The sequence below is a fragment of the Sodalis sp. C49 genome (assembly GCF_046352915.1).
Classification (GTDB): Bacteria; Pseudomonadota; Gammaproteobacteria; order Enterobacterales; family Enterobacteriaceae; genus Acerihabitans.
The window spans coordinates 1,446,726-1,472,187 of the sequence record NZ_CP163303.1 but is presented as its reverse complement, the minus strand read 5'-3'; the positions used below and the strand labels follow the sequence as shown (position 1 = coordinate 1,472,187).

Genomic DNA, 25,462 nt, shown 5'->3' with positions numbered 1-25,462 from the left:
ATCAATGCAGATCACCACAGAGGATCTATGGTCGTCATTTCCCAACACATTATCGACCAGGCAAAACAGTTGCGCCGTGAATTCCACGCCCGGCCTGAGCTGGGTCTGAAAGAACACGGTACCGCCAGGAAAATCAGCGAGCGTCTGTTGTCCTTCGGCCTGGAAGTACACAGCGGCATTGCCGAAACCGGTATTGTGGCGACGCTGCGCAACGGCGCAGGGCCATCGATTGGCTTACGCGCGGATATCGATGCGCTGCCGATTCAGGAACTGAATGATTTTGCTCATATCTCGCAAAACCCTGCCCTGATGCACGCCTGCGGTCACGACGGACATACCGCCATTTTGCTTGGCGCGGCGCGTCATCTGAGTGAAAACCGTCATTTCCGCGGCACGGTGCATTTCATTTTCCAGCCTGCTGAAGAAAATGCCGGCGGCGGGAAGATGATGGTGGATGAAGGGCTGTTTGAACGCTTTCCGATGAGCAGTGTTTACGCGCTGCACAACTGGCCGGGTTTGCCGGTCGGCGACGTCGCCGTTAGCCAGGGGCCGATGATGGCCTCCCAGGATAATTTCTATATCACGCTGACCGGAAAAGGCTGCCATGCCGCCATGCCGGAGCTCGGCGCCGATCCGGTGGTTGCCGGCGCGCAACTTATTTTGTCGCTGCAAAGCCTGATTTCACGCCGCTTATCGCCGCTGGAACAAACGGTGATCAGCCTGACGCAGCTTCAGGCGGGGGAGGCTATCAACGTGATTCCCGAAACGCTGCATATGTCCGGCACATTGCGCTGCCTGAGCAACGAAACGCGCGTCACCTGCTGGCGGCTGATTGAAGAGTACGTCAACGCCGTGCCGTTGCCCTATGGCGTGCGAGGCGAGGTCCGCTGGGAATGGGGTTATCCGGTGACAAAAAATCATCCGGAGCAGGCGGAAGCGGTGCGCGCGGCGGCGCTGCATTCCCCCGGCGTGACGCGGGTGCATTTCAATAATGCACCGTCGATGGCGGCAGAGGATTTCGGCTATCTGCTTGAGCGATGTCCCGGCGCGTATTTCTGGCTGGGCGCCGATGGCGCAACCCCTTCTGCTTCCCTGCATAACGCGCGTTATGACTTTAACGACGATCTTATCCCGCTGGGCATCGGTATATGGGCAACGCTGGTGAACAGATTGCTGAAAGACTAATTCTCACACTGTTTTCATTTTTACGGAGTCAATTATGAGTCAGATTCATTTTGTCGGCGCCGGTCAGATGGCGGAAGCGATTATTCGCGCAGCCCTGAGCCGCCAGGCCGTTTCGGCCAGCCAGATTACGCTTATGGATATTGATGCCGGGCGCATTGCCGCGCTGCGCGAGCGTTATCAGCTTGCTTCGCCGCTGAATGACGGCGAAGCGCTGGCGGCGGCGGAATACATCGTGCTTGGCGTCCGTCCGCAGGACGATATTGCCGGCGTGGCGAAGCATATCTGCCAGCTCGCCTCGCCGCAGGCGACCATCATTTCGATCATTGCGGGCGTTACCCTTGAACGCCTGGGCACATTGTTCGGGGCTACCCGCCCGATTGTGCGCACCATTCCCAACACCCTGACTGACACGGGTTTTGGCTACAGTGGCGTGGTGTTCAACCCGCACGTGCAACCCGAGCCGCTGATGCCGTTTCTGGAAAGTTTCGGCAAAGTGATGCTGCTCGAGGAACGGCTCATTGACGCCTTTACCGGTTTTGCCGTCGCCGGGGTGAATTATGTGTATTACTTTATTGAATCGCTGACGGATGCCGGTGTGTTGAGCGGATTGTCGCGGCCGCAGGCCAGTAAAGTGGTTTGGGAGAATCTGATCGGCGGCGTGGAAATGCTGAAAGCCAGCGGGAGGCATCCGCGTCAACTGATGGACATCAACAATTCGCCTGCCGGTGTGGGAATCAACGGATTGTACGAACTCAACAACAGCGATTTTGCCGCGGGGTTGCAGCGCAGCGTGATGACCGCAGTCAGAAGAACGACGGAGCTTTCTAAAGGTTAGACCGACTATAAATAAAGCTACCGGGCCCTGTTAAGCCAGGGCCCGGTGGTTCTGCATCAGAATTGATAAGACGCGCTGACCGAGAAATTACGCGGCTCGCCGTAAACGTAGTTGTTCATATAGGTGTAGTAGGTACGGTCAAACAGATTATTAACGTTTGCCTGTATAGCTACCTGTTTGGTGACCTGGTAGCGTGCAAACAGGTTCGCCAACGGGTAGCTGCTCTGATAAACGCGCCGGGTGCTGCCATCCGGCCCGGTCACATCTTCAAACACGCGGTTCTGCCAGTTGATGCCGCCGCCAATGGCCAGGTCCGGCAACCTGGGCATTTGATAACGCGTAAACAATTTGAAATCGGTTTGCGGCTGGTCCGGATTATAACGGCCCTCTTTATCGCGCGCGACATAACGCGTCGCGCCAAACGTCAACTGCAGATTATCGGTGAGCGCGCCGTTCAGCTCAAATTCCGCCCCTTTGCTCCGTGCTCCCTTGGTTGCCTTGTAGGCCTGCTCACTGCTGTTATTGACATAAACACCATTCTGTTCAGTACCGACGCTGTTCTGCTCGATACGGAACACCGCGACCGAGGCGGTCAGGCGCCCATCCAACCAGGCGGATTTCAGGCCGGTTTCATAGCTTTTACCGGTAACCGGCGACAGATAGCGGCCGGCGCTGTCGCGATAGGTTTGCGGCTGGAAGATCGAGGTATAGCTGGCGTAGGCCGACCAGGTATCGTTAATGTCATACACCAGGCCCGCGTACGGCGTGATGTTGTTTTTTTCCATATCGCCGCTGCTGCCATTGGTGCTCCATTGGGTATAACGCGCACCCACAATCAGCGCCAGCGGGTCCGCCAGAGAGAAGCGCGCGGCGGTATACGCTGATTTCTGGCGGATCACATCATCCGCGTTCAGATACCAGCCCTGCCATTCCGGCTCGGCGATATTGCCATTCCAGCCATTGTTAAACGCGCCCATATCGCTGGCGGCGATGTTGTAATTGTCGGGATCGGTAATGCCGTCCTGGCTGTAGGTGGCGTTATGCTGGCGGCTGTAGCTGATTCCGGCCATCAACTGATGCCGGCGACCAAACGCCTTGAACGGACCGCTGGCGTAGCCATCCACGGAGGTCAGTTCACGCTTGCCTCGGTCCATGCTGCCGTAACCGGTCACACCTTCGCCGGTGCTCTGGTCCGGATAATCCATGACATAGAGCAGAGTATCGTTAAAGGTGTTCTGGGCGTGGGTGCCATTAACGTGGACGTTCCAGCCGTTATCAAAGTTATGTACCAGGTCGGCATACGCTTTGCGCGCGTTGGTGTGATAAGACGTCCAGTCGGCGGAGGAGTTCAGGCTGCGGTTGTAGTGCGTCAGTGAACCATTGCTGTAAAACATCGGCAGGCCGCCCCAGGTGGGGTTTGCGGTGTCGGCGTCCTCATAGTCGTAGCCAAGCGATAGGGTGGTGTGATCAGTGATATCCGCATCCACCACGCCATAGAGAAATTTTTTGTTTTTCTGATATCGGTCCAGCCAGCTGTCCTGATCCTGGTAGCCTGTCACCACACGACCTCGCACCGATCCATCATCATTCAGCGGGCCGGCAACATCGGCAACATAGCGTTGTTTGTTCCAACTGCCATAGCTGGCGCTTACCGTGCCGGTGGGCTCTTTACTGTCCGCATGCTTACGTACCATGTTAACGGACGCCGATGGGCTGCCTGCGCCGGTTATCAGGCCGGTGGCGCCGCGTACCACTTCAATACGGTCATAAATCGCCGTATCTGAAGCGGCGTCGCCGTAGTTCCACGCATCGCCAACCGAAGTGGGAATGCCGTCAAAGGTGAAGTTGGTGATTTTGAAGCCGCGGGAAAAATACTCGGAGCGTTCGCTGTCAACCAGGTTGCTGGTGATACCTGTGGTGTTATTCAGCACATCGGTAACGGTTTGCAACTGCTGATCCTGCATACGCTGCTGAGTTATCACGCTGACGGACTGCGGCACATCGCGTGGCGTCAGCAGCAGTTTGGTCCCAGCGCGCGTGGTGGGTACCTGGTAGTCCTGTTTCTCTTCTGCAACCTTGTTGTCGGGGCTTGCGTACACCACCAGCTTCTGCTGGTCATCGCCGGTGGTTGTCGTGTTGTCTGTTTCGGTTGCCTGCGCCGGCATTGGGTTGAGCAGGGCATGTACCACCATTGCCAGCAACGACATCGTGAATGTTTTACGGATGTCGGACGCGCGTGATTCGGCGCGAGTTTCCTTGCGATTCAAAGACATAACCTTACCCGTCAGAAATAAGCGTGACCCGCTGTCATAATGCTTTTGTTGTTTTAGGTGGTGACCCCGAAATAGCGGGAGAGGATTGCCATTGCGAAGCCCGGAAAGTAAAAACACGCACCAGTTGAGAATACCAATGATAATCATTTGCTTTAATAATTATTAATAAGTTTCATTTCTAAATGTAAATGGACGCGGCGTTGCGCGTCATCGCTCGAATGGATTTGCTTAGTTTTCGCGAATGTGTATTATTCTCATTCATTCTTTGACCTGTCCGTGCGGCGATAGCCCGCCGGAAACCGTTGATCCATTGATGGAGTACAGAATGAAATCGTTTTTCAGTCCGGGCAAAGCCGCGGTTGCTGCTGCGGTCGTTGCCTCTTTAAGTCTGACTGCTTGCCAGATGCCGGCCAAAAAAGCGGAAAGTCCGGTGGCTGCTGCTGCGGCAAAACCGGTTGATCAGGCAGTTAAACAGCGTGTATTGGGTGATGGGCTGTATGAACTGGCGTATTCCGCAGCCGCCAACGCATTGTATGTTGCCAGTGCGCAGAGTTTTAAGGACGTGAACGGCGGCATACTGTATCGCCTCGACCCGGCTACCCTGGCGACCAAAGGCGAGACCCATACCGATCTGAAAAACTTCGGCATGGCCATCGATGACGAAGGTAGCCTGTTCTATACCACCAATTCACTGGATGGTAGCCTGTCCAAAGTGGATGCGCAGAGCGGCAAAGTGCTGCAACGCTTGATGCTGGGTGGCGGTAAAGATAAAGACGGCGATGCGGTCGGCGCACGTGAGATATTCCTGCACGGCGACGAGTTGTATGTCGGTCGTGTGGCTGATCCGGGTTTCATTACCGTGATCGACACCCACGCTTTCAAAGTAAAAACCACCATCAAAAACGCGGGGAAATGGGTGACCGGCATTATCTATTCGCCGCTCACCGATCGCATTTATGCCGCCAATGGCGCGGGTGAGATTGTGGTTATCAATCCGCGCAGCCACAAAATTGAGCAGCGCTGGAGGCCGGATGATGGCCAAGAGTATCTGTTTCTCAATATGGCGGAAGACCCGGCCACCGGTCGCCTGTTCGTCACCGATGACTCGAAAGCCAAAACCACGCTGGTGCTTGATGAGCGCACCGGCAAAGTGATCAAACGTATTGAAGGTGATGCGTTGGGGATTAAATTCAACGCCAAACGCAATGAGATCTACATCAGTCAGCGTGGGTCGAAGAAAGTGTTGCAACTGGATGCCACCAGTTATGCGCTGAAAAAGAGCTGGTCGTTCGACACCCATCCGAACAGCCTGTTGGTATCAGCAGACGGTGAAACACTGTATGTTTCTTTAAAACAGGCGTTTAACAAAGATAATTCTACCCAAGGGCCGGATAGTGTCGCGCGTATTGCGCTGAATTAAATCCGCCAGAGGAGGCCTGAGGGCCTCCTTGGTGTTGCGCATCGACCTCTACAGTGGCGCGGTGAATAAATCTAACCCGGCCGGGCATTATTCCCCGGGCAGGGGTTTAAATACCGCCCGTTCCCGGGCGTGTAATCTATCCCATAAGCCCTGCTCCCAGGCCAGGTATTGCCTGGCGGCGTCTTTATTGCCCGCGTGGCGGTCATGGGTGAAAAACAGATAATCAATGCGTTCGGCGTCAGCGGGCGCGTCGGGGGTGACGGCCACCGGCAGGCCGCCGTCCCGCCAGGCCGCAAATCCCCCGGCCAGCAAATACACCCGGGCCTGCAATGGCGCGGGGATATCGGCGGCGGCCCAGGCGGCCAGGGCCGCATCCTCCGCCAGCAGGACGATTTTTGCCGGCCCGGCGGCGGGCAAGCGATCCAGCAGCGGGCGGATCGACCAGCGGCTGCCGGGGATATGGCCATCGCGGTAGTGCTGGCTGGCGCGCAGATCCAGTATTTCCACCGGCTGCCCCCGGTCCAGCTCGCCGGCGAGTTCGCGCGCGCTCACCGTTGGCCAGGCGGGGACCCCGGCGGGTTGCGGCCGGGGCAGGGACACCCCGTCGGCCAGCCCTTGCGCCAGCCCGCCTTTCAGCACAAAGGCCTGATGCCCCAATTGGCGCAGCCAGCTCGCGGTGACCGGCGCCCGGACGCCGTCATTATCGAATAACACCACTTTGGCGTTTCGGACCCCCAGGTATTGATCGGTGGCCTGTTGCAACTGTCCGCCCGGCGCATGGCGGGCGCCGGGCAAACTTCCGCTGGCAAATTCCTCGGCGGTGCGCACATCCAGCAAAAAGACGGTATGGTTTTTTTGCCGCCATTGCCGGATGTCGCGCGCGCCGATCCACGCCGCGCCGGCCCGGGCCGCCAGGCGTTCCGCGGCCCTGACCCGGGCGTTATCCGCGTGCAGCGCGTCGGGATAACGCCGCTGCTGCCCATGTTCCAGCGGCCGGTCCGCCAGCATCCAGCCTTGGGTGCCGTTTTCCAGCGCCAACACCCGATTGGCGATCCCCAGATCGATCAGGGTCTGCGCCCCGATGATGCTGCGGGTGCGCCCGGCGCAATTAATCACAATGGTGGTGGCCCGATCCGCCACCAGGGCGTCGACCCTGACGCCCAGTTCGCCGTTCGGACAGCAAATGCTGCCCGGAATGCTCATTTGCCGGTATTCTTCAAACGGGCGGCCGTCGAGCACGATCAACGGGTCGCCGGCGGCCTGCCGGCGCGCCAATTCGTCGGCGCTCAGGTGGGGGGTGGCGCGCCGTGTTTCCACCCATTCGCCAAAGGTTTTGGACGGCAGGTTAACCCCCTGGAACAATGTGTAGCCCGCCGCGGCCCAGGCCTGGGCGCCGCCGGCCAGCACATGCACCGCGCTGTAGCCCAGTTGCCGCAAACGGCGGGCGGCCCGCTGCGCCACGCCTTCGCCCGCATCGTACACCACCACTCTTACCGACGGGTTGGGCGCCAGCTTCGCCGCCTCGGGTTCCAGCCGGCTGTAAGGCAATGATGCGGCGAAAAACAGATGCCCTTCGCCGAATTGTCCATGTTCGCGCACATCAAACAGCGCCAGTTCGCCGCTGTCGTCCAGCCATTGTTCAAGGGTGCTGGCAGTTATAGTGGTAATCATAGGGTCTCTGAATTGTCTGGAAACGGGTTATCCCACCATAACGGCATCAATAGCCATAACCGATGGGGGGCGCCCGGTGGTTCAGCCGATAATCGCCGATCGCCCGGTATTTATAGGCCACGGGATCGTGGGTGGTATGGGTGCGGGCATTGCGCCAGTGCCGGTCGAAATCATGCTTACGCAGCGTGGTGGACGCGCCGCCCACGTCGAATAAGGTCTGGCCGGCGAACAGGGCGGCCTCGGTGGCGATAACTTTCGCCTCGGCGGTGGCGATGGAGGCTTCCACGGCCAGCCGCTCTATCTCTTGCGCGCCGGCGCCGGCGAAACGCGCCCGGGCGGCCAGCTCGATTTGCGCCGCCGCCGCCAGCACCAATGCGTGCGCTCCGTGGGTTTGAGCGGCGATTTGCCCGACATAATGCAGCAGATAAGGATCGTCCCGGCCGCGGCTGACGCCGCTTTCCTTCACCGGCCGCACGCCGCCGCGCGCCCAGGCGGCCGCATCATCCAGCGCCGCCATGGCGATGCCCACTTCGATGGCGCAATGGAGGATTTGCGAAGCGGCGCCGGTGTGATGCCGTTCGGTTTGCCAACGCTGCGCCCGCATGACTTCCGCTTCATCCACCAGCACGTCATTTAGTTCGGTGCGGCCGCTCAGGGTGCCGCGCTGGCCCATGCCCTGCCAGTCATCGTGGCGGATAATGCCGGGGCGATCCGCCGGCACCACTGCCAGCACCGTCTCGCCCTGTTCATCCACCGCCAGCACTTTCAGCAGGTCGCCCATCAGCGCGCCGGTGCTGTAATGTTTCAGGCCATTGAGGCGATACGCATCACCGTGCCGGCTTAGCAGCGTGCGCACCTCGCCGCGGAACGCGCCGCCCAATTCCGCCGATGCGCCGCCCACCAGTTTCCCCTGCGCCACCTGGTCAAGATAAGCAGTGATTTGCGCCGGCGTAGCCATCAACAGCGTGCGCTCGACAAACACAAAATGCGGCAGCAGGGATTGCGCCACCGACGGGTCGCCTTTGGCCAGCGCAATCATCAGCGCCACCACATCGCCGATCTCGCCGTTGGCCCCGCCATAGCGGCGGGGAACGCGCATCGCGCCAAGGCGCAGCCGGCGGATATGCTCGAACGCGGGCATATTGGCCTTGGCCAGGCGGTCATGCTCCGCCGCCTGGCAGGCCAGCTCGTGGCCCAGTTCGCGGGCCCGGGCCATTAATAATGGGGGTGTCAGGGACGTCGTCGGCATGTTATTTCTCCAGCCAGGCGTCGGCCAGGCTTGAATAGAACAGCATGGGCCCTTTGCGCAGGCCCTGGAGTTTTTTGGAATAAAACCCGAAGAACTTCAGCTCCAGCAAATTGATCGACGCGGCATCGGTTTGCACCAATTCCTGCATCTGATCGATATACTGTTTGCGTTTGGTCACATCCCCTTCCTCCTGGATGCCTTCAATGATGCGATCCATTTCCGGATTGGAGTAACCGGAGCTGTTGCTCGACGGGGTGCCGGGTTTGATATTCTTGGTCCAGAAACGGCGGGTGACCCCGATTTGCGGGTCTGGATAGGCGGAATACCATTGGGAAAACGTATCGAAATCATATTCCCCGAAGACCCGGCGGATCATGGCCGCCAGCTCCAGATTGACCAACTCCATTTCGACGCCGATATGTTTGAGCTGCTGCTGCATATATTCCGCGGCGCGCAGGTAGACCTGCCCGTAAGAGACTTCGGTAATATGGTTAATCCGCAGCCGCACCCCGTCGGCGCCGCGTTTCAGCCCGGCCGCATCCAGCAATTGCTCGGCTTTTTTCGGATCGAATTCATACTGCGGCAAGCCGGGCTTGAAGAATTGTTTCTGGAAGCTCGGCACGCAGCTTTCCGCGACGTTGGCCAGGCCATACCAGACAATCTCCGCCAGCCCCTGCCTGTTGATGGCGTGGGCGAAGGCCTGCCGGACGCGGATATCCTGGAAGGTTTTGCGCCTGAAATTAAAATCGAAAAAGAAAATCGGCGCGGGGACTTCCCAGCCGCGGGTATCCAATTGCAGCGCCGGGTTTTGGCTCAGGCGCGCCACGTCGCTTTCGGCCACTGGATTATTGGGCGCGTATTGGATCTCATTGCTCTCCAAGGCTACGCCCCTGGCGCCGGCGTCCGGCAACATTTTAAAGATAATGCGATCCAGATAGGGTTTGCCGGTATCCCAGTAATCCGGGTTGCGCTCCAAAACGATATGACTGCCGCGCACCCATTCCTTGAATTTGAAGGCGCCGGTACCGATGGGCTTGGCGTTCCAGGGGTTGGTCAGCGGATTGGTGCCTTCATATAAATGTTTGGGCACAATCTGGGTTTCTGTGCCGAACAGCACCGACCAGAGCACCGGCGCGGGGCCGCTGAGCCGGAAAATTACCGTATAATCGTCGGGCGTTTCCACGGCGGTGACTTTGGCGAAGTTGGAGGCGCCGCGGGGATGGGTTTTCTTCACCACGTTCAGAATGGAATAGTGCACATCGGCGGACGTAAAGGGATGGCCGTCGTGCCATTTGACGCCCTGGCGCAGCTTGAAGGTGATGGTTTTGCCATCGGCCGATTGTTCCCAGGATTCGGCCAACTGCGGCTGGGGCCGGTAGTTATTGTCATAGCTTACCAGCCCGTCGAAAATGCTGGACGAGACCACGACCGCCGGGCTGGAAATATTAATGCCCGCCACCAGGCCGGCGGGCTCGGGGTTTACGTTGGCAAACAGCGTTCCCCCTTTGATGATGCCCTCCCCGGAGGCGGCGGCGGACACCTGGGCCGCCAGCGCCGACGGCAGGAATCCCGAGGCCGCCATGGTGCCTGCGCCAATCGCCATCAGCTCCAAAACCTGACGGCGGCTAAACTTGCGTGGATCGGTTGTCATAGGTTTTCATCCCGGATGATTAATAAGAAAAAGTCAGCGGCGGCAAGGTGCCGTTAACGTAGAAATCTCCCAGCGCGCGGTATTTGTAGGCAATGGGATCGTGCGTGGTATGGGTGCGGGCGTTACGCCAATGGCGATCGAAATTGTGCGTGCGCAAGGTCGTGGAGGCGCCGCCGATGTCAAACAGCATTTGCGCCACTTCCAGCGACACGGTGGTCGACCATATCTTGGCCTCGGCCACCGCCAGCGAGGCTTGGCCGGCGGCCGCTTCGCAGGCGGCCAAAGAGGATTCGCCCGCGGCGCCGAAGCGGAGCGCGGCGGCGGTTTCCAGCAGATCGGCGGCGCTGAGCACTATCGCTTCGGCGGCGCGGGCGCGGGCCGACATGCGTCCCAGCGCATGCAGGATATACGGGTCGTCGGCGGCCTGCTGCACGCCGCTCTCTTTCACCGGCCTGACCCCCCGGCGCGCCCAGGCAACCGCATCGTCCAGCGCCGCCAGCGCGATGCCGGCGTCGATGGCGCAATGAATGATCTGGGCGCTGGCCCCGCCGTGATGGCGCTGGGTTTTCCAGGCCTCCATCGGTAGGATTTCCCCGGCGAAGACCGCCACATCCCGCAGCTCGGTCGTGCCGCTGGCGGTGCAGCGCTGCCCCATGCCGTCCCAGTCGTCCAAACGCACGATGCCCGGGCGATCCGCCGGCACCAGCGCCGAGATCATGGCGCCGTCCCCGTCAATACAGCGGATTTTCAGCAGGTCGGCATACCATGCGCCGGTACAATACTGCTTGGTGCCGTTGAGCCGGTACTGCTCGCCGTCCCGGGTCAGGCGCGTGGCCAATTCGCCGCGGTACTGCCCGCCGCGTTCCGCTGTCGCCGCGCCGAACAGTAAGCCCGCCGCGGCCCGCGGCAGATATGCCTGCCGCTGCGCTTCGCTGCCCATCAGTCGTATGCGTTCCACCGCCACGAAATGGGAAAGAAAGGCCTGGGCGATATTGGCGTCGCCGGCGGCCAGACGGAGAAACAGGCGCGCCACGTCATGCCAGGTGCCGCCGGCGCCGCCGTAGGCGACGGGAACGCGCAATGCCCCCAGGCGCAGCCGGCGGATTTGCGCGAAAACCGCCACCGGCAGTTCGCGGTTGGCGTCGCGTCCGGCTGATGTTTCGGCCAGTTGCGCGGCCAGGCGATCCGCTGCGGCCAGCAGGGCGTCGACGGTGGGCGGACCATCCTGGCCGGCGGGGGTCGCAGGCGATCCCGGCACGCTGTCCGGGGCATGATGAAGGGGGTTCACGATAGGCTACTCCTGATAATGATATGGGCGGGCTCCGGGGGGATAATCGCCGGATTGTGCAAATGGCAGGCCACCGACTGCGTCTTATCAAGGGGAAGCAGCTGCGGGGCGAGCGCACGGCAAACCGGCTGCACCAGCGGGCAACGTTGCTGGAAACGGCAGCCCGGCGGCAGGGCGTACGGGCTGGGCGGCTCCCGATCTTCCGGCGGGATGGCCTGCAGCCGTCGCGTATCCGGGCTGGCGCCGGGGATGGAATTGAGCAGCAGGCGGGTGTACGGATGCGCCGCCCGGGTCCACAGGCGATCTTTGGGCAGGATCTCGACGATCTGGCCAAGATACATCACCGCGATCCGCCCGGCGATATGCGCCACCACCGACAGGTCATGGCTGATAAATAAAAACGACACGCCGGTGCGCTGTTGCAGAGAACCGAGCAGCGCGACGATTTGCGCCTGCAGGCTGACATCCAGTGCCGAAACCGGCTCATCGCAGACAATCAGCTCCGGCGCGGGGGCCAGCGCGCGGGCGATATTTAACCGCTGGCGCTGGCCCCCGGATAACTGATGGGGAAATCGCTGTAATAATGCGGTCTCCAGCCCCACTTGATCGAATAATTCGCGAATGCGGGCCTGCCGGCCGGCGCGGTCGAGCCTGGTGTGCAGCCGCAGGGGCAAATCGACGGCTTTATACGCGCGCTGGCGCGGATCGAGCGCCGACAGCGGATCTTGGAACACCATCTGGATCGCCTGGCGCCAGGGACGTAATTTGCGCCGCGACAGCGGGGCCAGATTAACCTCGTGGAACAGGATTTTCCCGCTGTCGGCCTTCTGCAGGCCCACCAGGGTTTTGCCCAGCGACGTTTTACCGCAGCCGGATTCGCCGATCAGCGCCAGCGTTTCGCCGTAGCCGATATGAAAACTGGCGGCATCGACGGCGATCAGGGTGCCGCTGGCGGTATGATGGCGCACATTGAGATCCCGGACATCGAGCAAAACAGGATTCATGGCCGGCCTCCCACCGGCGGCCGGGCCGCCAGCAATTGCCGGGTATAGGGGTGACGTGGCGCGCGGTACAGCGCGGACGCGCTCTGGAGCTCCAGGCATTCGCCGTAGCGCAGCACCGCCACCCGGTCGGCCATTTCCGCCACCACCCCCAGGTCATGGGTAATGAGCAAAATAGCCATCCCCAGTTCCCGTTGCAGCGTCAGCAGCAAACTGACGATTTGCGCCTGGATGGTGACGTCCAGCGCCGTGGTGGGTTCGTCGGCGATAAGCAACGAGGGATTGCCGGCCAGCGCCATGGCGATCACCACGCGCTGGCGCATGCCGCCGGACAGGCGGTGCGGATAATCGTCCAGCCGGCTTTCCGCCTGGGGAATACGCACTTTTTGCAGCAGCGCCAGCGCCTGCTGGCGGGCGGCGCGCCGGTTGACGCGCTGGTGTATCCGCACCGCTTCGGAAATTTGATCGCCCACGCTCATCAGCGGGTTAAGGGCGGAAAGCGCATCCTGAAAAATCATGCCGATCCGTCCGCCGCGGATCTGCTGCAACCGGCGTTCGTCCGCCCGCAGCAGATCGGTGCCTTCAAAACCCAGGCGCCGGGCTTCGACGGCCGCCGCCGCGGGCAACAGGCCAAGCAGGGCATAGCCGGTGGTGGTTTTGCCGCTGCCGGATTCGCCGACCAGCGCCAGCGTTTCGCCCGCGGCCAGTTCAAAGCTCAGATCCTTGACCGCGGGGGCGGCGGGTTCGCTGCCAGGGGCGCGATAAGTCACCCGCAGGCCTTCCACCTGCAGCAGGGGTGTGGTTAACGTCATTATGGCAATCTCCCGCGCTGCGGATTAATCCAGTCATTAATGGCGCCGCCCAGCAGGCTCAGCGATGCCACGGTAAAGAAAATCGCCACGCCGGGGATGGCGCTCATATACCAGGCGCTTCGCAGGACATCCCGCCCCTGGCCGATCATGCTGCCCCAGGACACGACGTTCGGATCGCCAAGTCCCAGGAACGATAACGCGGCTTCGGTTAGGATTGCGTGGCCCACCAGCATCGCCAGCATGGCCACCACCGGCATCAGGGCGTTGGGCAGGATATGGACAATCAAGATGCGATAATCGCTCATCCCCATCACGTGGGCGGCTTGAATAAAGTCGCTGTTGCGCAGGCGACGGGCTTCCCCCCGGGCCAGGCGCGCCACGTTCGGCCAGGACGTGGCGGCGATGCCCAGCGTCAGGGTATTGACGGTCGGGCCCAGGATAATCACCAGCACCAGAGTAAAAATCAGCGACGGCATAATTTGAAACAGTTCAGTGAGCCGCATAAGCTGATTGTCAACCCAGCCGCCGAAATAGCCGGCGACCGCGCCGATCAACAACCCGACCAGCGCGGTGAGCAAGCCGGTGGTTAAACCGATCCGCAGCGATAGCCGTGCGCCGTAGGCGATGCCGGCCCAGATATCCCGCCCCAGGGTATCGGTGCCCAAAACATGGGCGATATCCTGACCGGGGAACAGATAAGGGCGCGCCACCATGGCCTGCGGATCGTCCCCGGCCAGCAGCGGGGCGAACACCGCGATAGCGACCACCAGCAACAGGCTCAATCCCCCCAGCCAGGCGCGGGGCCGTTTGCGTAATGCGCCGGGCAGGGCGCTCAACAATTCAGTCATCGGCTACCCGCCAATCCGGTGCGGGGGTCCAGCGCGGCGTGCACCACCTCGGTGAGCACATTCACCATCACCACAAACAGGGAGGTGACGAACAAAATGCCCAGCAGCAAATTGACATCCCGAGTCGTGACGGCGGACAGCGCCAGCTGACCAAGGCCAGGCCAGGCAAACACGGTTTCAATGGTCACCGAGCCGCTGAGCATGGCGCCGAATTGCAGGCCGGTCAGCGTGACGATGGGCAGCAGGGCATTGGGCACGATATGCCGCCAAATCAAGCGCCGGCGGCTACAGCCTTTCGCCTTGGCTGTGCGGATGAAATCCTGCAGCGCCACGGTAAGTACGGATTCCTGCATCAGCCGGATATAAAGCGCCAGATAGCTGAAGGTCAGGCAGCCGGCAGGCATCGCCAAATGTTTTACGGTATCGGTAATGCGGGCGAAGCCGCGGTGATCGGCCCCCATTTCGCTCATGCCGCTGGACGGCAGCCAGCCCAGGTGCACGGTGAACAGTACGACAATCATCAGGCCCAGCCAGAATACCGGCATGGAAAACCCTAGGGTCTCCAACAGCGCGATCAGTCGTTCAACATACGGGCGTTTGGTGACCGCCGATATCACCCCCAGTATCATGCCCAGGATCACCGCCAGCACCAGCGATACTCCCATTAGCAGCAGCGTGGCGGGCAGCCGTTCCAGGATCAACTGGCTGACCGACGCGCTATAGCGGAACGACCAGCCTAAATCAAACTGCGCGATGTGTTTTAAATATGAAACGAACTGCACGGCCAGGGGCTGATCGCTGCCGAACTGCGCGCGCAACTGGGCCATAAACTCGGGCGTCGCCGCGCCGGCCTCGCCGGCGATAACATCCGCCAGATCGCCCGGTACGCTTTTTAGCAGGAAAAAATTGAGCACCACCACCATCAGGGCGATGGGAACGGCCTGCAGTATCCGCCGAGCTATGAAATATAATACTGTCATCATGGTTACCCAGCCGGTTCAGCGCCGTAAACCCGCGTCTTTAAGCAGGGGGAGTACCGCCTCGCCGAAATACGCCAGGTCAGGTTCGAAATCATAAAACGTCAGCTGCGCGCCATCGCACCCGGCGGCTTTCAGGCGCTGGAGATAACGGGCGATTTGCGCGGGGTCGCCCACCAGTTGGATATTGCCGCCGACGGCTTTTTGATCGCGCTGGTGGCCGAGGAAGGCCTGGCTGTCGCGCTTTTTCAATGAGGCGAAAAAGTTGTCCACCGCCACGTGGTCCTGTGCGGCGACAATGGCGTCGTGGTACTCCCAGGCTTCCCGCTCCGTCGGCCGGCAAATCACCATAGGGTTGATTAACGTGCGCAGGGTGCGGTTGCGGGCGGCGGCGGCGGCCCGGATTTTGGCGGTATGGGCGGGCAGCGCGGCCAGGGAGGCTTCGATCTCCGCTCCCGCCGGGCTGGTGATAAACACCAGATCGGAATGGCGCGCCGCATATTCTATGCCCGCCGCCGAGCCGGTGGCGTTAACCAGCAGCGGCCGTCCGTATTTGGGCTGCGGTGAAATATACGCCTGTTCGGTGGACCAGAATTCCCCGGTAAGGGTGATATTGTCCTCGCTGCTCCAGTAAGCTTTGAGGAAGCCGATAAATTCTTCCGCCATGCGGTAGCGGGTATCATGTTCAATCTGCGGACTGCCGAACATTCTGGCATAGCTGTCCTGGTTGCCGGTCACCATATTCAGTCCCCAGCGGCCGCCGGTAATACTGTCAAGGGTGGCGCCAAAGCGCGCCAGATGCAGGGGATGCCATGGCCCATAAAGGATATGCAGGGTGGATATCAGCAGGATGCGGCTGGTTACCGCCCCCAGGGCCGCGGTGGTGATAAACGGGTCCAGGCTGTTGGCCCGGTAGCCGATCTCGCCGCCATAGCCGCCTTTTTGATTCCACTCCGCCAGGCCGAACACCAGATCCAGCCCTAGCGCTTCGGCTTTCAGGGTCAGGGCTTTGTTGTATTCAAAGTGCCAGTCGGTGGTGCGGGGCAGCGTCGACGGGCTCCAGCCGCCGCTTTGGATGGGTAGAAATAACCCCAGCAGGAAAGGCTGTTTAAGCACTTCATAAAGCGGACTGCCCGGGATCTCCGCGGGTGTCCTGGCGCGGGTTGCACGTTCTGCGCCGGATAAGTGTCTGTTCATACCGCTCCACACGGCCAACATGGGCCTTTTTTAAGGTGAAGCAATACTAGAGGCGGCCGGGAAAAGCGGAAAATGCGAATAACGGATATATTTATGCGTTTTTACCGCTTAAAGGGCCAGCAATGCAGAGAGGACTTAATAACATTCTGTTTTTAATAAATAAAAATAAAATCGTTTTGAGCGATCATGACGGATATACATCCGGAATGCTAATAGATAAATTTATTTCCCTTAACCATTCCTTTAACGGTTGGCATGCAGCCGTTTTTGCCCCGACAGGCTGTTGGCCAGCACGTCGAATGCTTGCCGCACCAGGGTATTACCGCTGCCCGGCCGGCACCACAGATAAAACTGCGTGTCCGGCAAGCGCGGCAAACCATCCCCTTCGCCGAGTACGCGCATATCGCCGTCCAGCATCTCGATGCTGCGCGCGGTGATGCCCAGCCGCGCTTTGATTGCCGCCTTGATGCCCAGCAAATTGGAGGTGGTGTAAGCCTGGTGCCAGCGCACCTGGGCCGCATCCAGCGCCTCCACCGCCACCCGGCGAAAAATGCTGGGATAATCCGCCAGCACCAGCGGCAGCGGCTCCTGCGGCACATGCACATACTGGGCGGCGCACACCCAGACGGTGGGGGAGGTGCGCAGCAAAATCCCGTCCAGCGCCGGGTCCAGCCGGGTGGAAATGGTCATGTCGATTTCGCCCCGGTGCAGCGCTTCCATTAAAAACGGACTGCGCCCGACGTCCAGTTGCAAACTCAGCTTCGGCGCCCAGCGGGCAATATGGCTTAACAGCGGGGGCAGCAGCGTTTCCGATACATCGTGCGGGGAGCCGATGCGCAGCACGCCGGAAAAACGGCTGTCTTTCAGCGATCGGAAGGCGTCATCGTTGAGGATCAACAGATCCCGGGCGTAGCTTAATAATTGCCGGCCCTGCTGGGTGAGCTGCTTATTGCGCCCTTCTTTTTGAAACAAGGTGGTGCCCACCAGCGTTTCCAGCCGCTGCATTTGCTGGGTGACGGCCCCCTGGGTACGGCCGACCTGGGTACCCGCCCGGGAAAAGGTTTGTAAATCGGCCACCGCGACAAAGGTTCGTAACAATTCAATATCCAGATTTTCAGTATTCGTCATGTTCAGGATCGGCCATTGTTTTTCGCGGGTTGCAATCCGCCCGGGGAGATTGTCGTCGGGTAAGGTAAAAGATGTCAAAGAACATAATTAACTAACTAATGTTGCACTACTGACTCTGTTTTCGTGTTCTGCTATCTGATTACAACGCCGCAGGGCAGTCACACTCACGATATCCAGATTAATCATGTCCAGCGTCTCATTGAGTGGTTGATCCCGAAAGCTGCCCTGTAAACCTTGGCCAGCATTATTAATAAGAGTATCAACCACAATATTTCGTTGCTTTAATCGACTGTGCAGATCGCTGATAGCAAACATATCGGATAGATCTACCTGTTCAACGATCACTTTAATTTTGTCACTTTCGCGTAATTCCTGTGCCATAGATTCAAGCTTAGTCAGTCGCCGTGCCACCAGAATGAGCGATTTTCCCTGAGCGGCAAACTGACGCGCACACTCTTCACCAAATCCGCCAGAGGCTCCGGTAATAAGTACCCATTCCTTATTGATGGTTGTCATATTAATCACTCAAGTTGTGTCGTGTAAGGTGTGCCGGAAGCTGTTGCGTTCACCGCGTACGGTTACGTCATTGGCCGGTGTTATTTTCTTTGATAAAGGCTGTACTTTGTCATTGCCGTGAAACCCTACCTATCCCTCACTGGTCATCTACGGCTGGATACCGGCCAAAAAATCAAATTCCGCATCGTTAGTCATTACGCAGGCCTGGCCCAGCAGGGAACAAAAACGCTGTGTTTTTTCACTGGCGTTTGTCAGGAACACTATCGGTTTATCGATTTCTTCGCCATAAGCCAGCCTTATCCTGACGCAGTCAGAGTGCCGGAACAAAGCGCGCAGGGTCTGACAGGAAACATCCGGTACCAGAGAAATTAATGTCTGTGTACTGCGCATTTTCAGCCGGTTTGCCATATCCGCTAAGGCGTGGGGGGCAACGCTGAGAATGATGATTTCAACTTCATCAGTTACCGCCTGATGATCGTCCAATGTCCAGCATGGGAATGCCCGTGCCAGCCTTTGAGCCCGCTCACCGTTTCCGGGCGAGAGAAATACCTGCAGGTCGGGCACGGCCAGAAATAATGCTGTTATTATTTTTTCGGATAACGCATCTACACCAAGAATCCCTATCCTGCTCATGACGCCCCCGGCTATCAGTATCTTTCCGCTGTGTTATCAGCGGTAAAAGTGGGCCACATCTGCGGCGGTAAATGCACTCGGGTCCCTGAAAATAGGCTGCATCTCATGGCGTCTCAGTTTGGGTTGCTGGCGGCTGCCAGCCTCCTCCGAGCGCCCTGAACGCGGCGACAGCGGCGCGGGCAGACTCAGTCTGAGCCTGCGCACGGGTGTCGGAAGCCTGCAGCAGAGTTTCATCATCATGGAGAACATCAATCAGACTCGCCGTCCCTTGCTGGTAGGCGATAAAAGACGACTGGCGAGCGCTTGCCAGGGCGTTTTCACCGCTCATCAGCAAGGCGGTCTGCGTTTCATGGTTGACCAGAGCGGAGAAGGCATTTTCAACATCTTCAGTGGCGCGTAACACCGAAAGACGGTAGGCGGCGAGCGCCTCCGCTTCCTGGCCTTTCGCCTGGTCTATCTGGGCGTTGATACGGCCAAAGTCGAAGAGCCGCCAGCGTAGTCCCAGTATTCCTGCCGACTGGCTGGCGCCGCTGGAGAACAGATTGTCGCCGGAAACCGCCGTCGCGCTGCCGAGTAATGCGCTGAGAGAAAACGTCGGGTAATACTCGCTGACGGCGGCGCCTATACGTGCATTGGAGGCCGCCAGATGGCGCTCCGCCACGATAATATCGGGTCTGCGGCGCAGCAGGTCGGCAGGTGTGCCCGTTGCGGTGATCTGCGGGGCCTGCGGGATGGCCTCCTGCGTAGCCAACTGGGTGCGATGGGTGCCGGGCGGGGTGCCAAGCATAACGTCTAATGCATTCATCGCGGCATCGATGCCTGTCCGCAGAACCGGCACGGTGGCCTGCACCTGTGCCAGTGCCCCTTCGGTCTGGCGAACCTGATACTCGGGAGCCAGTCCTTTATTGTGGAGCAGTTGTACTTTCTCCAGCAGCGCCTGCTGCGTACTGATCCGCTTATTCGCGATGGCCAGCCGGGCCTGTAACCCGCGCAGGGTGATATAGATATCAGCAGTCTGGGCCGCAACGGCAAGGCGGGCCGCGGTAACGCCCGCCTCGGAGGCCTGATAATCAGCCAGTGCCGCCTGGCGTTCGCGCCGCAGTCCCCCGAAAATGTCAATCTCCCAGCTGGCATTCAAATCGGTTTCATAGCTGTTGCCGTAGCGATTATAATCCGGCGTTGAGCTGAGGACCTGGCCCAGCGGCGTTTCGACCGACTGATACGCCCGCGCGGCCTGTCCGCTGATGTTACCGGACGGCAGGAGGGCAGCGGTTGCCGCGCCAAGCCCGGCGCGGGCCTGTGCCATTCTGGCCGTTGCCTGAGCGAGATCGAGATTCTGGGCGAGCGCGTCAGACACGAACGTACTTAACCGGGGGTCGTTAAAACCTTCCCACCAGACAGCAAAACTGGCGGGGCGGGATACCTCTCTCTGCGTCACGGCGGGCTGAGAAAGATATTGCTTTGAAAGCGGTGCATCGGGACGATGATAATCCGGCCCGACGGCACAACCTGCCAGTAAGCCGGTACTTACCGCCAGGGCAAGAGTACGCAGGAGGAACATTGGTAAGCCTTGAGTCAATTTTGTATTGTGACTACATTACCAAATGGTCACGTGTTGTCAATCGGGGGCTATTGAGCTAAGCTGGAAAAATGACAAAACACACAACGGTACATCCCCCACGGGGACCTTCGGACCACAGCGTTCGGGATCAGGTCGTGGAAGCCGCCACGGAGCACTTCGGGCATTTCGGCTATGAGAAAACCACCGTGTCAGACCTGGCTAAAGCAATTGGTTTTTCAAAGGCTTATATTTATAAGTTTTTTGATTCCAAGCAGGCAATCGGCGAGGTGATCTGCTCTAACCGGCTGGACATGATCATGGCGATTGTCAATTCAGCGATCGCCGGGGCGCCGACGGCATCCGAAAAGTTAAGGCGCCTGTTCAGGGCGCTCACTGAAGCTGGCAGCGATTTATTTTTTCACGATCGCAAGCTTTATGACATCGCGGCTGTGGCAGCGCAGGATAAATGGCCTTCCGCTCAAATACATGAAGAACGTTTGCGGCAACTCATTCAACAGATCATTCAGGAAGGGCGGCTTACGGGCGAATTTGAGCGGAAAACGCCGCTCGATGAGGCTACCCATGCCATATATCTGGTCATGCGACCTTATATCAGTCCGGTACAACTGCAATACAACCTGGAGACGGCCCCGGCGGCCGCTGCACTTTTGTCCTCACTCATACTGAGAAGCCTATCGCCCTAGATTGTGACTATTGACATTATTAGTCACTAGTCTGAGAATGAGGTTACTGTCCAGTTGACTTCATTAAGGGAACCCATGCTCAGGCTTAAACCCGCCACCTTAGCTGTTTGCCTGCTGCCGCTTGCCCTGGCGGCATGCGGCGACACTACCGGCACCGACGATCCACGTACTCAGCCTCCTCTGGTCAGGGCTGCGACCGTGGTGAGCGCTGTCGACGTCTCCCGCGCATTCACCGGCGTTGTTGTCGCCCGTATTCAAAGCGATCTCGGCTTCAGGGTACAGGGAAAAATTCTCGAACGTCTGGTGGATACCGGTCAGGCCGTTAAACGCGGTCAGCCGCTGATGCGTCTGGATCCCGTGGACCTGGGCCTGCAGGCCCAGGCGCAGCAACAGGCTGTCGCGGCGGCGCGCGCGCGCGCCAGACAAACTGCTGATGACGCAGCCCGTTACCGTGGTCTGGTCGCTGCCGGTGCCGTTTCCGCATCGGCCTACGATCAGATAAAGGCCGCGGCAGATACGGCTAAAGCTGAACTCAGCGCTGCTCAGGCTCAGGCTAATGTGGCGCAAAACGCGACGGGCTATGCCGTGCTGCTGGCCGACGCCGATGGAGTGGTCATGGATACGCTGGCTGAACCGGGTCAGGTGGTCAGCGCCGGGCAGCCTGTCATCCGGCTGGCCAGGGCGGGCCAGCGCGAGGCCATCGTACAGTTACCTGAGACGCTAAGACCTGCGCCGGGCAGCGAGGCTCAGGCAACGCTCTACGGCACCGGTAATCAGCAGGTTGCGGCAAAACTTCGCCTTCTTTCCGATGCGGCTGACCCGGTGACGCGCACCTTTGAGGCGAGATATGTGCTGGAGGGCGCGCTGGCTAATGCCCCGCTGGGGTCTACCGTGACGCTTCACATTGCCGAAGACAAAACAACGCTGCAGGTCATGCAGGTGCCCTTAGCGGCACTCTATGATCCTGGTAAAGGGCCGGGCGTCTGGGGCATTTCCGGTCAGCCCGCAAGGGTGTCCTGGCGACCGGTTCAGGTGCTCGGCCTTGGGGATGACGCTGCAAGGGTGACCGGGAGTCTTAAGCCGGGTGAACAGGTGGTCGCTCTGGGGGCGCACTTGCTGCATGACGGTGAAACCGTACGCACGGCGCAGCAAGGCGATGACAGCGTTGCGGGGAGTAAGCCATGAGTAGCGGGCGCTTTAATCTCTCGGCGCTGGCCGTTCGCGAGCGATCCATTACCTTATTCCTGATTATCCTCATTACGATCGCCGGTATTCTGTCGTTCTTTGCACTGGGGCGGGCGGAAGATCCCCCGTTTACCGTAAAACAGATGACGATTATTTCCGCCTGGCCGGGTGCCACAGCGCAGGAAATGCAGGATCAGGTAGCCGAACCGCTTGAAAAACGTATGCAGGAGCTCAAGTGGTATGACCGTAGTGAGACTTACACGCGTCCGGGCCTGGCGTTTACCATGCTGTCGCTGCAGGACAGCACGCCGCCTTCACAGGTTCAGGAAGAATTTTATCAGGCGCGTAAGAAGCTCGGTGATGAAACAAAGAACCTGCCGGCAGGCGTCATCGGGCCGATGGTCAATGATGAATTTTCCGACGTGACCTTCGCACTCTTTGCGCTGAAGGCGAAAGGGGAGCCGCAGCGGCTGCTGGTCCGCGATGCGGAATCGTTGCGCCAGCGGCTTCTGCATGTGCCGGGGGTTAAGAAGGTCAATATTATTGGCGAGCAGGCCGAGCGCATCTTTGTCTCCTTCTCGCATGACCGCCTGGCTACGCTGGGCATTTCTCCTCAGGATATTTTCGCCGCCCTTAACAGCCAGAACGTACTGACGCCAGCCGGTTCCATTGACACCAGCGGACCGCAGGTCTTTATCCGTCTGGATGGCGCCTTTGACAAACTGGAGAAAATCCGCAAAACGCCCATCGTCGTTCAGGGCAGGACGCTGCAGCTTTCGGACGTGGCAACCGTTGAACGGGGCTACGAAGATCCGGCGACCTTTATGGTCAGAAACCAGGGCGAGCCGGCCCTACTGCTGGGTATCGTTATGCGTGAGGGGTGGAACGGGCTGGATCTGGGCAAGGCGCTGGATGCGGAAACGGCTAAAATCAATGAGGGCATGCCGCTGGGCATGACGCTGACGAAAGTTACCGATCAGTCAGTCAACATCAGCTCCGCCGTTGACGAGTTCATGATCAAATTCTTTGTCGCGCTGCTCGTGGTGATGGTGGTCTGTTTCGTCAGCATGGGCTGGCGGGTGGGGGTGGTGGTCGCCGCTGCGGTGCCGCTGACGCTGGCTGCGGTTTTTGTGGTGATGGAGGCTTCCGGCAAAAACTTTGACCGTATTACGCTGGGTTCCCTGATCCTGGCGCTGGGATTACTGGTGGATGATGCCATCATCGCCATCGAAATGATGGTGGTGAAGATGGAGGAGGGCTACGACCGCATCAAAGCTTCGGCCTATGCCTGGAGCCATACGGCCGCCCCCATGCTTGCCGGCACGCTGGTCACGGCCGTCGGGTTTATGCCCAATGGGTTTGCGCAGTCCACCGCGGGGGAATACACCAGCAATATGTTCTGGATAGTGGGTATCGCCCTGATTGCTTCCTGGGTGGTGGCGGTAGTCTTTACGCCTTATCTGGGCGTGAAAATGCTGCCAGAAATCAAAACGGTCGAGGGCGGACACGCGGCCATCTACGACACGCGCCATTACAACCGCTTTCGCCGCGTGCTGACCCGCGTCATCGCGCGAAAATGGCTCGTGGCTGGTACCGTTATCGCCGTCTTTACTGTCGCTATCCTCGGTATGGGGCTGGTAAAAAAACAATTCTTTCCCACCTCTGATCGACCGGAGGTGCTGGTAGAAGTGCAGATGCCTTATGGCACCTCTATTGAGCAGACCAGTGCCGCAACGGCGAAAATCGAAAGCTGGCTGAAAAAACAGAAAGAGGCAAAAATCGTTACGTCCTACATAGGGCAGGGTTCGCCGCGTTTTTATCTGGCCATGGCGCCCGAGCTCCCTGACCCCTCATTTGCGAAAATTGTCGTGCTGACGGACAGTCAGGAAGCACGTGAGACGCTCAAGTTTCGACTCCGTGACGCGGCCGCCGGCGGGTTGGCTCCTGCGGCGCGCGTGCGCGTGACTCAGCTGGTGTTCGGTCCGTATTCACCTTATCCGGTAGCTTACCGTGTCATGGGGCCTGATCCCGCCACACTGCGCGAAATCGCAGACCAGGTGGAAAGGGTGATGCAGGCCAGCCCGATGATGAGGACCGTCAACACCGACTGGGGGCCGCGGGTGCCGACGCTGCATTTTACGCTCAATCAGGACCGTCTTCAGGCGGTAGGGCTGACATCAAATGCCGTTGCTCAGCAGCTTCAGTTCCTGCTCTCCGGCGTACCCATCACGTCGGTGCGTGAAGATATCCGTTCGGTGCAGGTTATGGGACGTGCGGCAGGAGATATAAGGCTCGATCCGGCAAAAATAGCCGGTTTTACCCTGGTGGGGTCATCAGGTCAGCGTATCCCATTGTCTCAGATTGGGCATGTGGACGTGCAAATGGAAGATCCCATTCTGCGTCGTCGTGATCGTACCCCGACCATTACCGTACGGGGGGATATTGCTGAAAACCTGCAGCCGCCGGATGTCTCCACGGTAATCATGAAGGCATTGCAGCCTGTCATCGCTACGCTTCCGGCAGGATACCGGATAGAGCAGGCCGGCCCGATAGAAGAATCAGGCAAAGCCACCAAAGCGATGGCGCCGTTGTTCCCTATCATGATGGCCATGACGCTGTTGATTATTATCCTGCAGGTGCGGTCAATGTCGGCAATGGTGATGGTATTTCTCACCGCGCCCCTGGGGCTGATTGGGGTGGTGCCAACGTTGCTGCTCTTCAACCAGCCTTTTGGCATCAATGCGCTCGTGGGGTTGATCGCGCTGTCGGGCATCCTGATGCGTAACACCCTGATCCTGATAGGGCAGATCCATCACAACGAGCAGGAAGGACTGGCGCCATTCCATGCGGTAGTCGAGGCGACGGTGCAGCGAGCCCGACCGGTATTGCTGACGGCGATGGCGGCCATTCTGGCGTTTATACCCCTGACGCACTCGGTGTTCTGGGGAACGCTGGCGTATACCCTGATTGGCGGGACGCTTGGCGGCACCATTATCACGCTGGTCTTCCTGCCCGCAATGTATACCATCTGGTTCAGAATACGTCCCGATCAACAGGCGTCCGCTGAAAACAAATCTACGACGTAATACCGACTGCATGGGGCCGCTGGCACGACGGGCAATAGATAAAATTATGAGGATCTAAGCGGTTTATTTTCCTCAAAGAACGCAAGAAAACCAGCGGCTTGATGTGCCGCCGCAGGCGGACAGGCCGGCTCGTGCGGCCCCAGGCAGCGCTCTTCGCGCGGCAGGTGGGCCGGACGGGGCGACGGGCCGGAGAGTGGCGTTAAGGCCGCCCTGTAACGACGCGATGGAGGCCTGGGTAGCAG

20 protein-coding genes are annotated in these 25,462 nt (G+C 59.4%); 6 read left to right on the top strand and 14 right to left on the bottom strand.

Features of this window, described 5'->3' with window-relative positions:
* Positions 1 to 27 precede the first annotated feature (27 nt).
* Both ABUK12_RS06575 and ABUK12_RS06570 read left to right on the top strand, forming a co-directional pair.
* Complete coding sequence (locus tag ABUK12_RS06575; protein WP_410015519.1) at positions 28 to 1,185, top strand: M20 aminoacylase family protein; 1,158 nt, start codon at positions 28 to 30, stop codon at positions 1,183 to 1,185.
* A 34-nt stretch (positions 1,186 to 1,219) separates the two neighbouring features.
* The gene (locus ABUK12_RS06570) at positions 1,220 to 2,020 is read left to right on the top strand and encodes a pyrroline-5-carboxylate reductase family protein (protein ID WP_410015518.1); all 801 of its coding nucleotides are present in this window, start codon (positions 1,220 to 1,222) and stop codon (positions 2,018 to 2,020) included.
* 56 nt (positions 2,021 to 2,076) lie between these two features.
* Here ABUK12_RS06570 and fhuE read toward each other — a convergent pair whose 3' ends face one another.
* Positions 2,077 to 4,293: a ferric-rhodotorulic acid/ferric-coprogen receptor FhuE gene (fhuE, locus tag ABUK12_RS06565; protein WP_410015517.1), complete on the bottom strand. Its 2,217-nt coding sequence runs from the start codon at positions 4,291 to 4,293 to the stop codon at positions 2,077 to 2,079.
* Positions 4,294 to 4,618: 325 nt separating this feature from the next.
* Here fhuE and ABUK12_RS06560 point away from each other — a divergent pair, with 325 nt between their 5' ends.
* Positions 4,619 to 5,713, top strand: a complete 1,095-nt coding sequence (locus ABUK12_RS06560; RefSeq protein WP_410015516.1) for a hypothetical protein — start codon at positions 4,619 to 4,621, stop codon at positions 5,711 to 5,713.
* Between the two features lie 87 nt (positions 5,714 to 5,800).
* On the opposite strand, the gene ABUK12_RS06555 is transcribed toward ABUK12_RS06560, so the two are convergent.
* The 13 genes from ABUK12_RS06555 to ABUK12_RS06495 all read right to left on the bottom strand — a co-directional run bounded on the left by ABUK12_RS06555 (position 5,801) and on the right by ABUK12_RS06495 (position 20,245).
* On the bottom strand, positions 5,801 to 7,384 hold the full coding sequence (locus ABUK12_RS06555) for a rhodanese-like domain-containing protein (protein WP_410015515.1): 1,584 nt from the start codon (positions 7,382 to 7,384) through the stop codon (positions 5,801 to 5,803).
* Between the two features lie 46 nt (positions 7,385 to 7,430).
* A complete protein-coding gene (locus tag ABUK12_RS06550) occupies positions 7,431 to 8,633 on the bottom strand; it encodes an acyl-CoA dehydrogenase family protein (RefSeq protein WP_410015514.1) in 1,203 nt (400 codons plus the stop codon).
* 1 nt (position 8,634) lies between these two features.
* Complete coding sequence (locus tag ABUK12_RS06545) at positions 8,635 to 10,284, bottom strand: ABC transporter substrate-binding protein (protein ID WP_410015513.1); 1,650 nt, start codon at positions 10,282 to 10,284, stop codon at positions 8,635 to 8,637.
* Between the two features lie 19 nt (positions 10,285 to 10,303).
* On the bottom strand, positions 10,304 to 11,572 hold the full coding sequence (locus tag ABUK12_RS06540) for an acyl-CoA dehydrogenase family protein (RefSeq protein ID WP_410015512.1): 1,269 nt from the start codon (positions 11,570 to 11,572) through the stop codon (positions 10,304 to 10,306).
* Positions 11,569 to 12,576 carry an oligopeptide/dipeptide ABC transporter ATP-binding protein gene (locus ABUK12_RS06535; protein WP_410015511.1) on the bottom strand — a complete coding sequence of 336 codons (1,008 nt, stop codon included), beginning with the start codon at positions 12,574 to 12,576 and terminating at the stop codon, positions 11,569 to 11,571. The genes ABUK12_RS06540 and ABUK12_RS06535 overlap by 4 nt, the downstream gene beginning before the upstream one ends.
* The gene (locus ABUK12_RS06530) at positions 12,573 to 13,385 is read right to left on the bottom strand and encodes an ATP-binding cassette domain-containing protein (protein ID WP_410015510.1); all 813 of its coding nucleotides are present in this window, start codon (positions 13,383 to 13,385) and stop codon (positions 12,573 to 12,575) included. The genes ABUK12_RS06535 and ABUK12_RS06530 overlap by 4 nt, the downstream gene beginning before the upstream one ends.
* The gene (locus ABUK12_RS06525; RefSeq protein ID WP_410015509.1) at positions 13,385 to 14,233 is read right to left on the bottom strand and encodes an ABC transporter permease; all 849 of its coding nucleotides are present in this window, start codon (positions 14,231 to 14,233) and stop codon (positions 13,385 to 13,387) included. The genes ABUK12_RS06530 and ABUK12_RS06525 overlap by 1 nt, the downstream gene beginning before the upstream one ends.
* On the bottom strand, positions 14,230 to 15,216 hold the full coding sequence (locus ABUK12_RS06520; protein WP_410015508.1) for an ABC transporter permease: 987 nt from the start codon (positions 15,214 to 15,216) through the stop codon (positions 14,230 to 14,232). Before ABUK12_RS06520 ends, ABUK12_RS06525 begins: the two co-directional genes overlap by 4 nt.
* A 15-nt stretch (positions 15,217 to 15,231) precedes the next feature.
* Complete coding sequence (locus ABUK12_RS06515) at positions 15,232 to 16,407, bottom strand: LLM class flavin-dependent oxidoreductase (protein ID WP_410015507.1); 1,176 nt, start codon at positions 16,405 to 16,407, stop codon at positions 15,232 to 15,234.
* 243 nt (positions 16,408 to 16,650) lie between these two features.
* Positions 16,651 to 17,535 carry a LysR substrate-binding domain-containing protein gene (locus ABUK12_RS06510; RefSeq protein WP_410015506.1) on the bottom strand — a complete coding sequence of 295 codons (885 nt, stop codon included), beginning with the start codon at positions 17,533 to 17,535 and terminating at the stop codon, positions 16,651 to 16,653.
* An 87-nt stretch (positions 17,536 to 17,622) separates the two neighbouring features.
* The gene (locus ABUK12_RS06505; RefSeq protein WP_410015505.1) at positions 17,623 to 18,051 is read right to left on the bottom strand and encodes an SDR family NAD(P)-dependent oxidoreductase; all 429 of its coding nucleotides are present in this window, start codon (positions 18,049 to 18,051) and stop codon (positions 17,623 to 17,625) included.
* A gap of 147 nt (positions 18,052 to 18,198) precedes the next feature.
* The gene (locus tag ABUK12_RS06500; protein ID WP_410015504.1) at positions 18,199 to 18,684 is read right to left on the bottom strand and encodes an NAD(P)-binding domain-containing protein; all 486 of its coding nucleotides are present in this window, start codon (positions 18,682 to 18,684) and stop codon (positions 18,199 to 18,201) included.
* A 103-nt stretch (positions 18,685 to 18,787) separates the two neighbouring features.
* The gene (locus tag ABUK12_RS06495) at positions 18,788 to 20,245 is read right to left on the bottom strand and encodes an efflux transporter outer membrane subunit (RefSeq protein ID WP_410015503.1); all 1,458 of its coding nucleotides are present in this window, start codon (positions 20,243 to 20,245) and stop codon (positions 18,788 to 18,790) included.
* Between the two features lie 89 nt (positions 20,246 to 20,334).
* Here ABUK12_RS06495 and ABUK12_RS06490 point away from each other — a divergent pair, with 89 nt between their 5' ends.
* The 3 genes from ABUK12_RS06490 to ABUK12_RS06480 all read left to right on the top strand — a co-directional run bounded on the left by ABUK12_RS06490 (position 20,335) and on the right by ABUK12_RS06480 (position 25,220).
* Positions 20,335 to 20,949, top strand: a complete 615-nt coding sequence (locus ABUK12_RS06490) for a TetR/AcrR family transcriptional regulator (protein WP_410015502.1) — start codon at positions 20,335 to 20,337, stop codon at positions 20,947 to 20,949.
* Positions 20,950 to 21,024: 75 nt separating this feature from the next.
* Positions 21,025 to 22,134: an efflux RND transporter periplasmic adaptor subunit gene (locus tag ABUK12_RS06485; protein WP_410015501.1), complete on the top strand. Its 1,110-nt coding sequence runs from the start codon at positions 21,025 to 21,027 to the stop codon at positions 22,132 to 22,134.
* Complete coding sequence (locus tag ABUK12_RS06480; protein ID WP_410015500.1) at positions 22,131 to 25,220, top strand: efflux RND transporter permease subunit; 3,090 nt, start codon at positions 22,131 to 22,133, stop codon at positions 25,218 to 25,220. The genes ABUK12_RS06485 and ABUK12_RS06480 overlap by 4 nt, the downstream gene beginning before the upstream one ends.
* Positions 25,221 to 25,462 lie beyond the last annotated feature (242 nt).

Coding starts and splice junctions, on each gene's coding strand:
- ABUK12_RS06575 (WP_410015519.1), top strand. CDS start 28: ATGGTCGTCATTTCCCAACACATTATCGACCAGGCAAAACAGTTGCGC.
- ABUK12_RS06570 (WP_410015518.1), top strand. CDS start 1,220: ATGAGTCAGATTCATTTTGTCGGCGCCGGTCAGATGGCGGAAGCGATT.
- fhuE (WP_410015517.1), bottom strand. CDS start 4,293: ATGTCTTTGAATCGCAAGGAAACTCGCGCCGAATCACGCGCGTCCGAC.
- ABUK12_RS06560 (WP_410015516.1), top strand. CDS start 4,619: ATGAAATCGTTTTTCAGTCCGGGCAAAGCCGCGGTTGCTGCTGCGGTC.
- ABUK12_RS06555 (WP_410015515.1), bottom strand. CDS start 7,384: ATGATTACCACTATAACTGCCAGCACCCTTGAACAATGGCTGGACGAC.
- ABUK12_RS06550 (WP_410015514.1), bottom strand. CDS start 8,633: ATGCCGACGACGTCCCTGACACCCCCATTATTAATGGCCCGGGCCCGC.
- ABUK12_RS06545 (WP_410015513.1), bottom strand. CDS start 10,284: ATGACAACCGATCCACGCAAGTTTAGCCGCCGTCAGGTTTTGGAGCTG.
- ABUK12_RS06535 (WP_410015511.1), bottom strand. CDS start 12,576: ATGAATCCTGTTTTGCTCGATGTCCGGGATCTCAATGTGCGCCATCAT.
- ABUK12_RS06530 (WP_410015510.1), bottom strand. CDS start 13,385: ATGACGTTAACCACACCCCTGCTGCAGGTGGAAGGCCTGCGGGTGACT.
- ABUK12_RS06525 (WP_410015509.1), bottom strand. CDS start 14,233: ATGACTGAATTGTTGAGCGCCCTGCCCGGCGCATTACGCAAACGGCCC.
- ABUK12_RS06520 (WP_410015508.1), bottom strand. CDS start 15,216: ATGATGACAGTATTATATTTCATAGCTCGGCGGATACTGCAGGCCGTT.
- ABUK12_RS06515 (WP_410015507.1), bottom strand. CDS start 16,407: ATGAACAGACACTTATCCGGCGCAGAACGTGCAACCCGCGCCAGGACA.
- ABUK12_RS06510 (WP_410015506.1), bottom strand. CDS start 17,535: ATGACGAATACTGAAAATCTGGATATTGAATTGTTACGAACCTTTGTC.
- ABUK12_RS06505 (WP_410015505.1), bottom strand. CDS start 18,051: ATGACAACCATCAATAAGGAATGGGTACTTATTACCGGAGCCTCTGGC.
- ABUK12_RS06500 (WP_410015504.1), bottom strand. CDS start 18,684: ATGAGCAGGATAGGGATTCTTGGTGTAGATGCGTTATCCGAAAAAATA.
- ABUK12_RS06495 (WP_410015503.1), bottom strand. CDS start 20,245: ATGTTCCTCCTGCGTACTCTTGCCCTGGCGGTAAGTACCGGCTTACTG.
- ABUK12_RS06490 (WP_410015502.1), top strand. CDS start 20,335: ATGACAAAACACACAACGGTACATCCCCCACGGGGACCTTCGGACCAC.
- ABUK12_RS06485 (WP_410015501.1), top strand. CDS start 21,025: ATGCTCAGGCTTAAACCCGCCACCTTAGCTGTTTGCCTGCTGCCGCTT.
- ABUK12_RS06480 (WP_410015500.1), top strand. CDS start 22,131: ATGAGTAGCGGGCGCTTTAATCTCTCGGCGCTGGCCGTTCGCGAGCGA.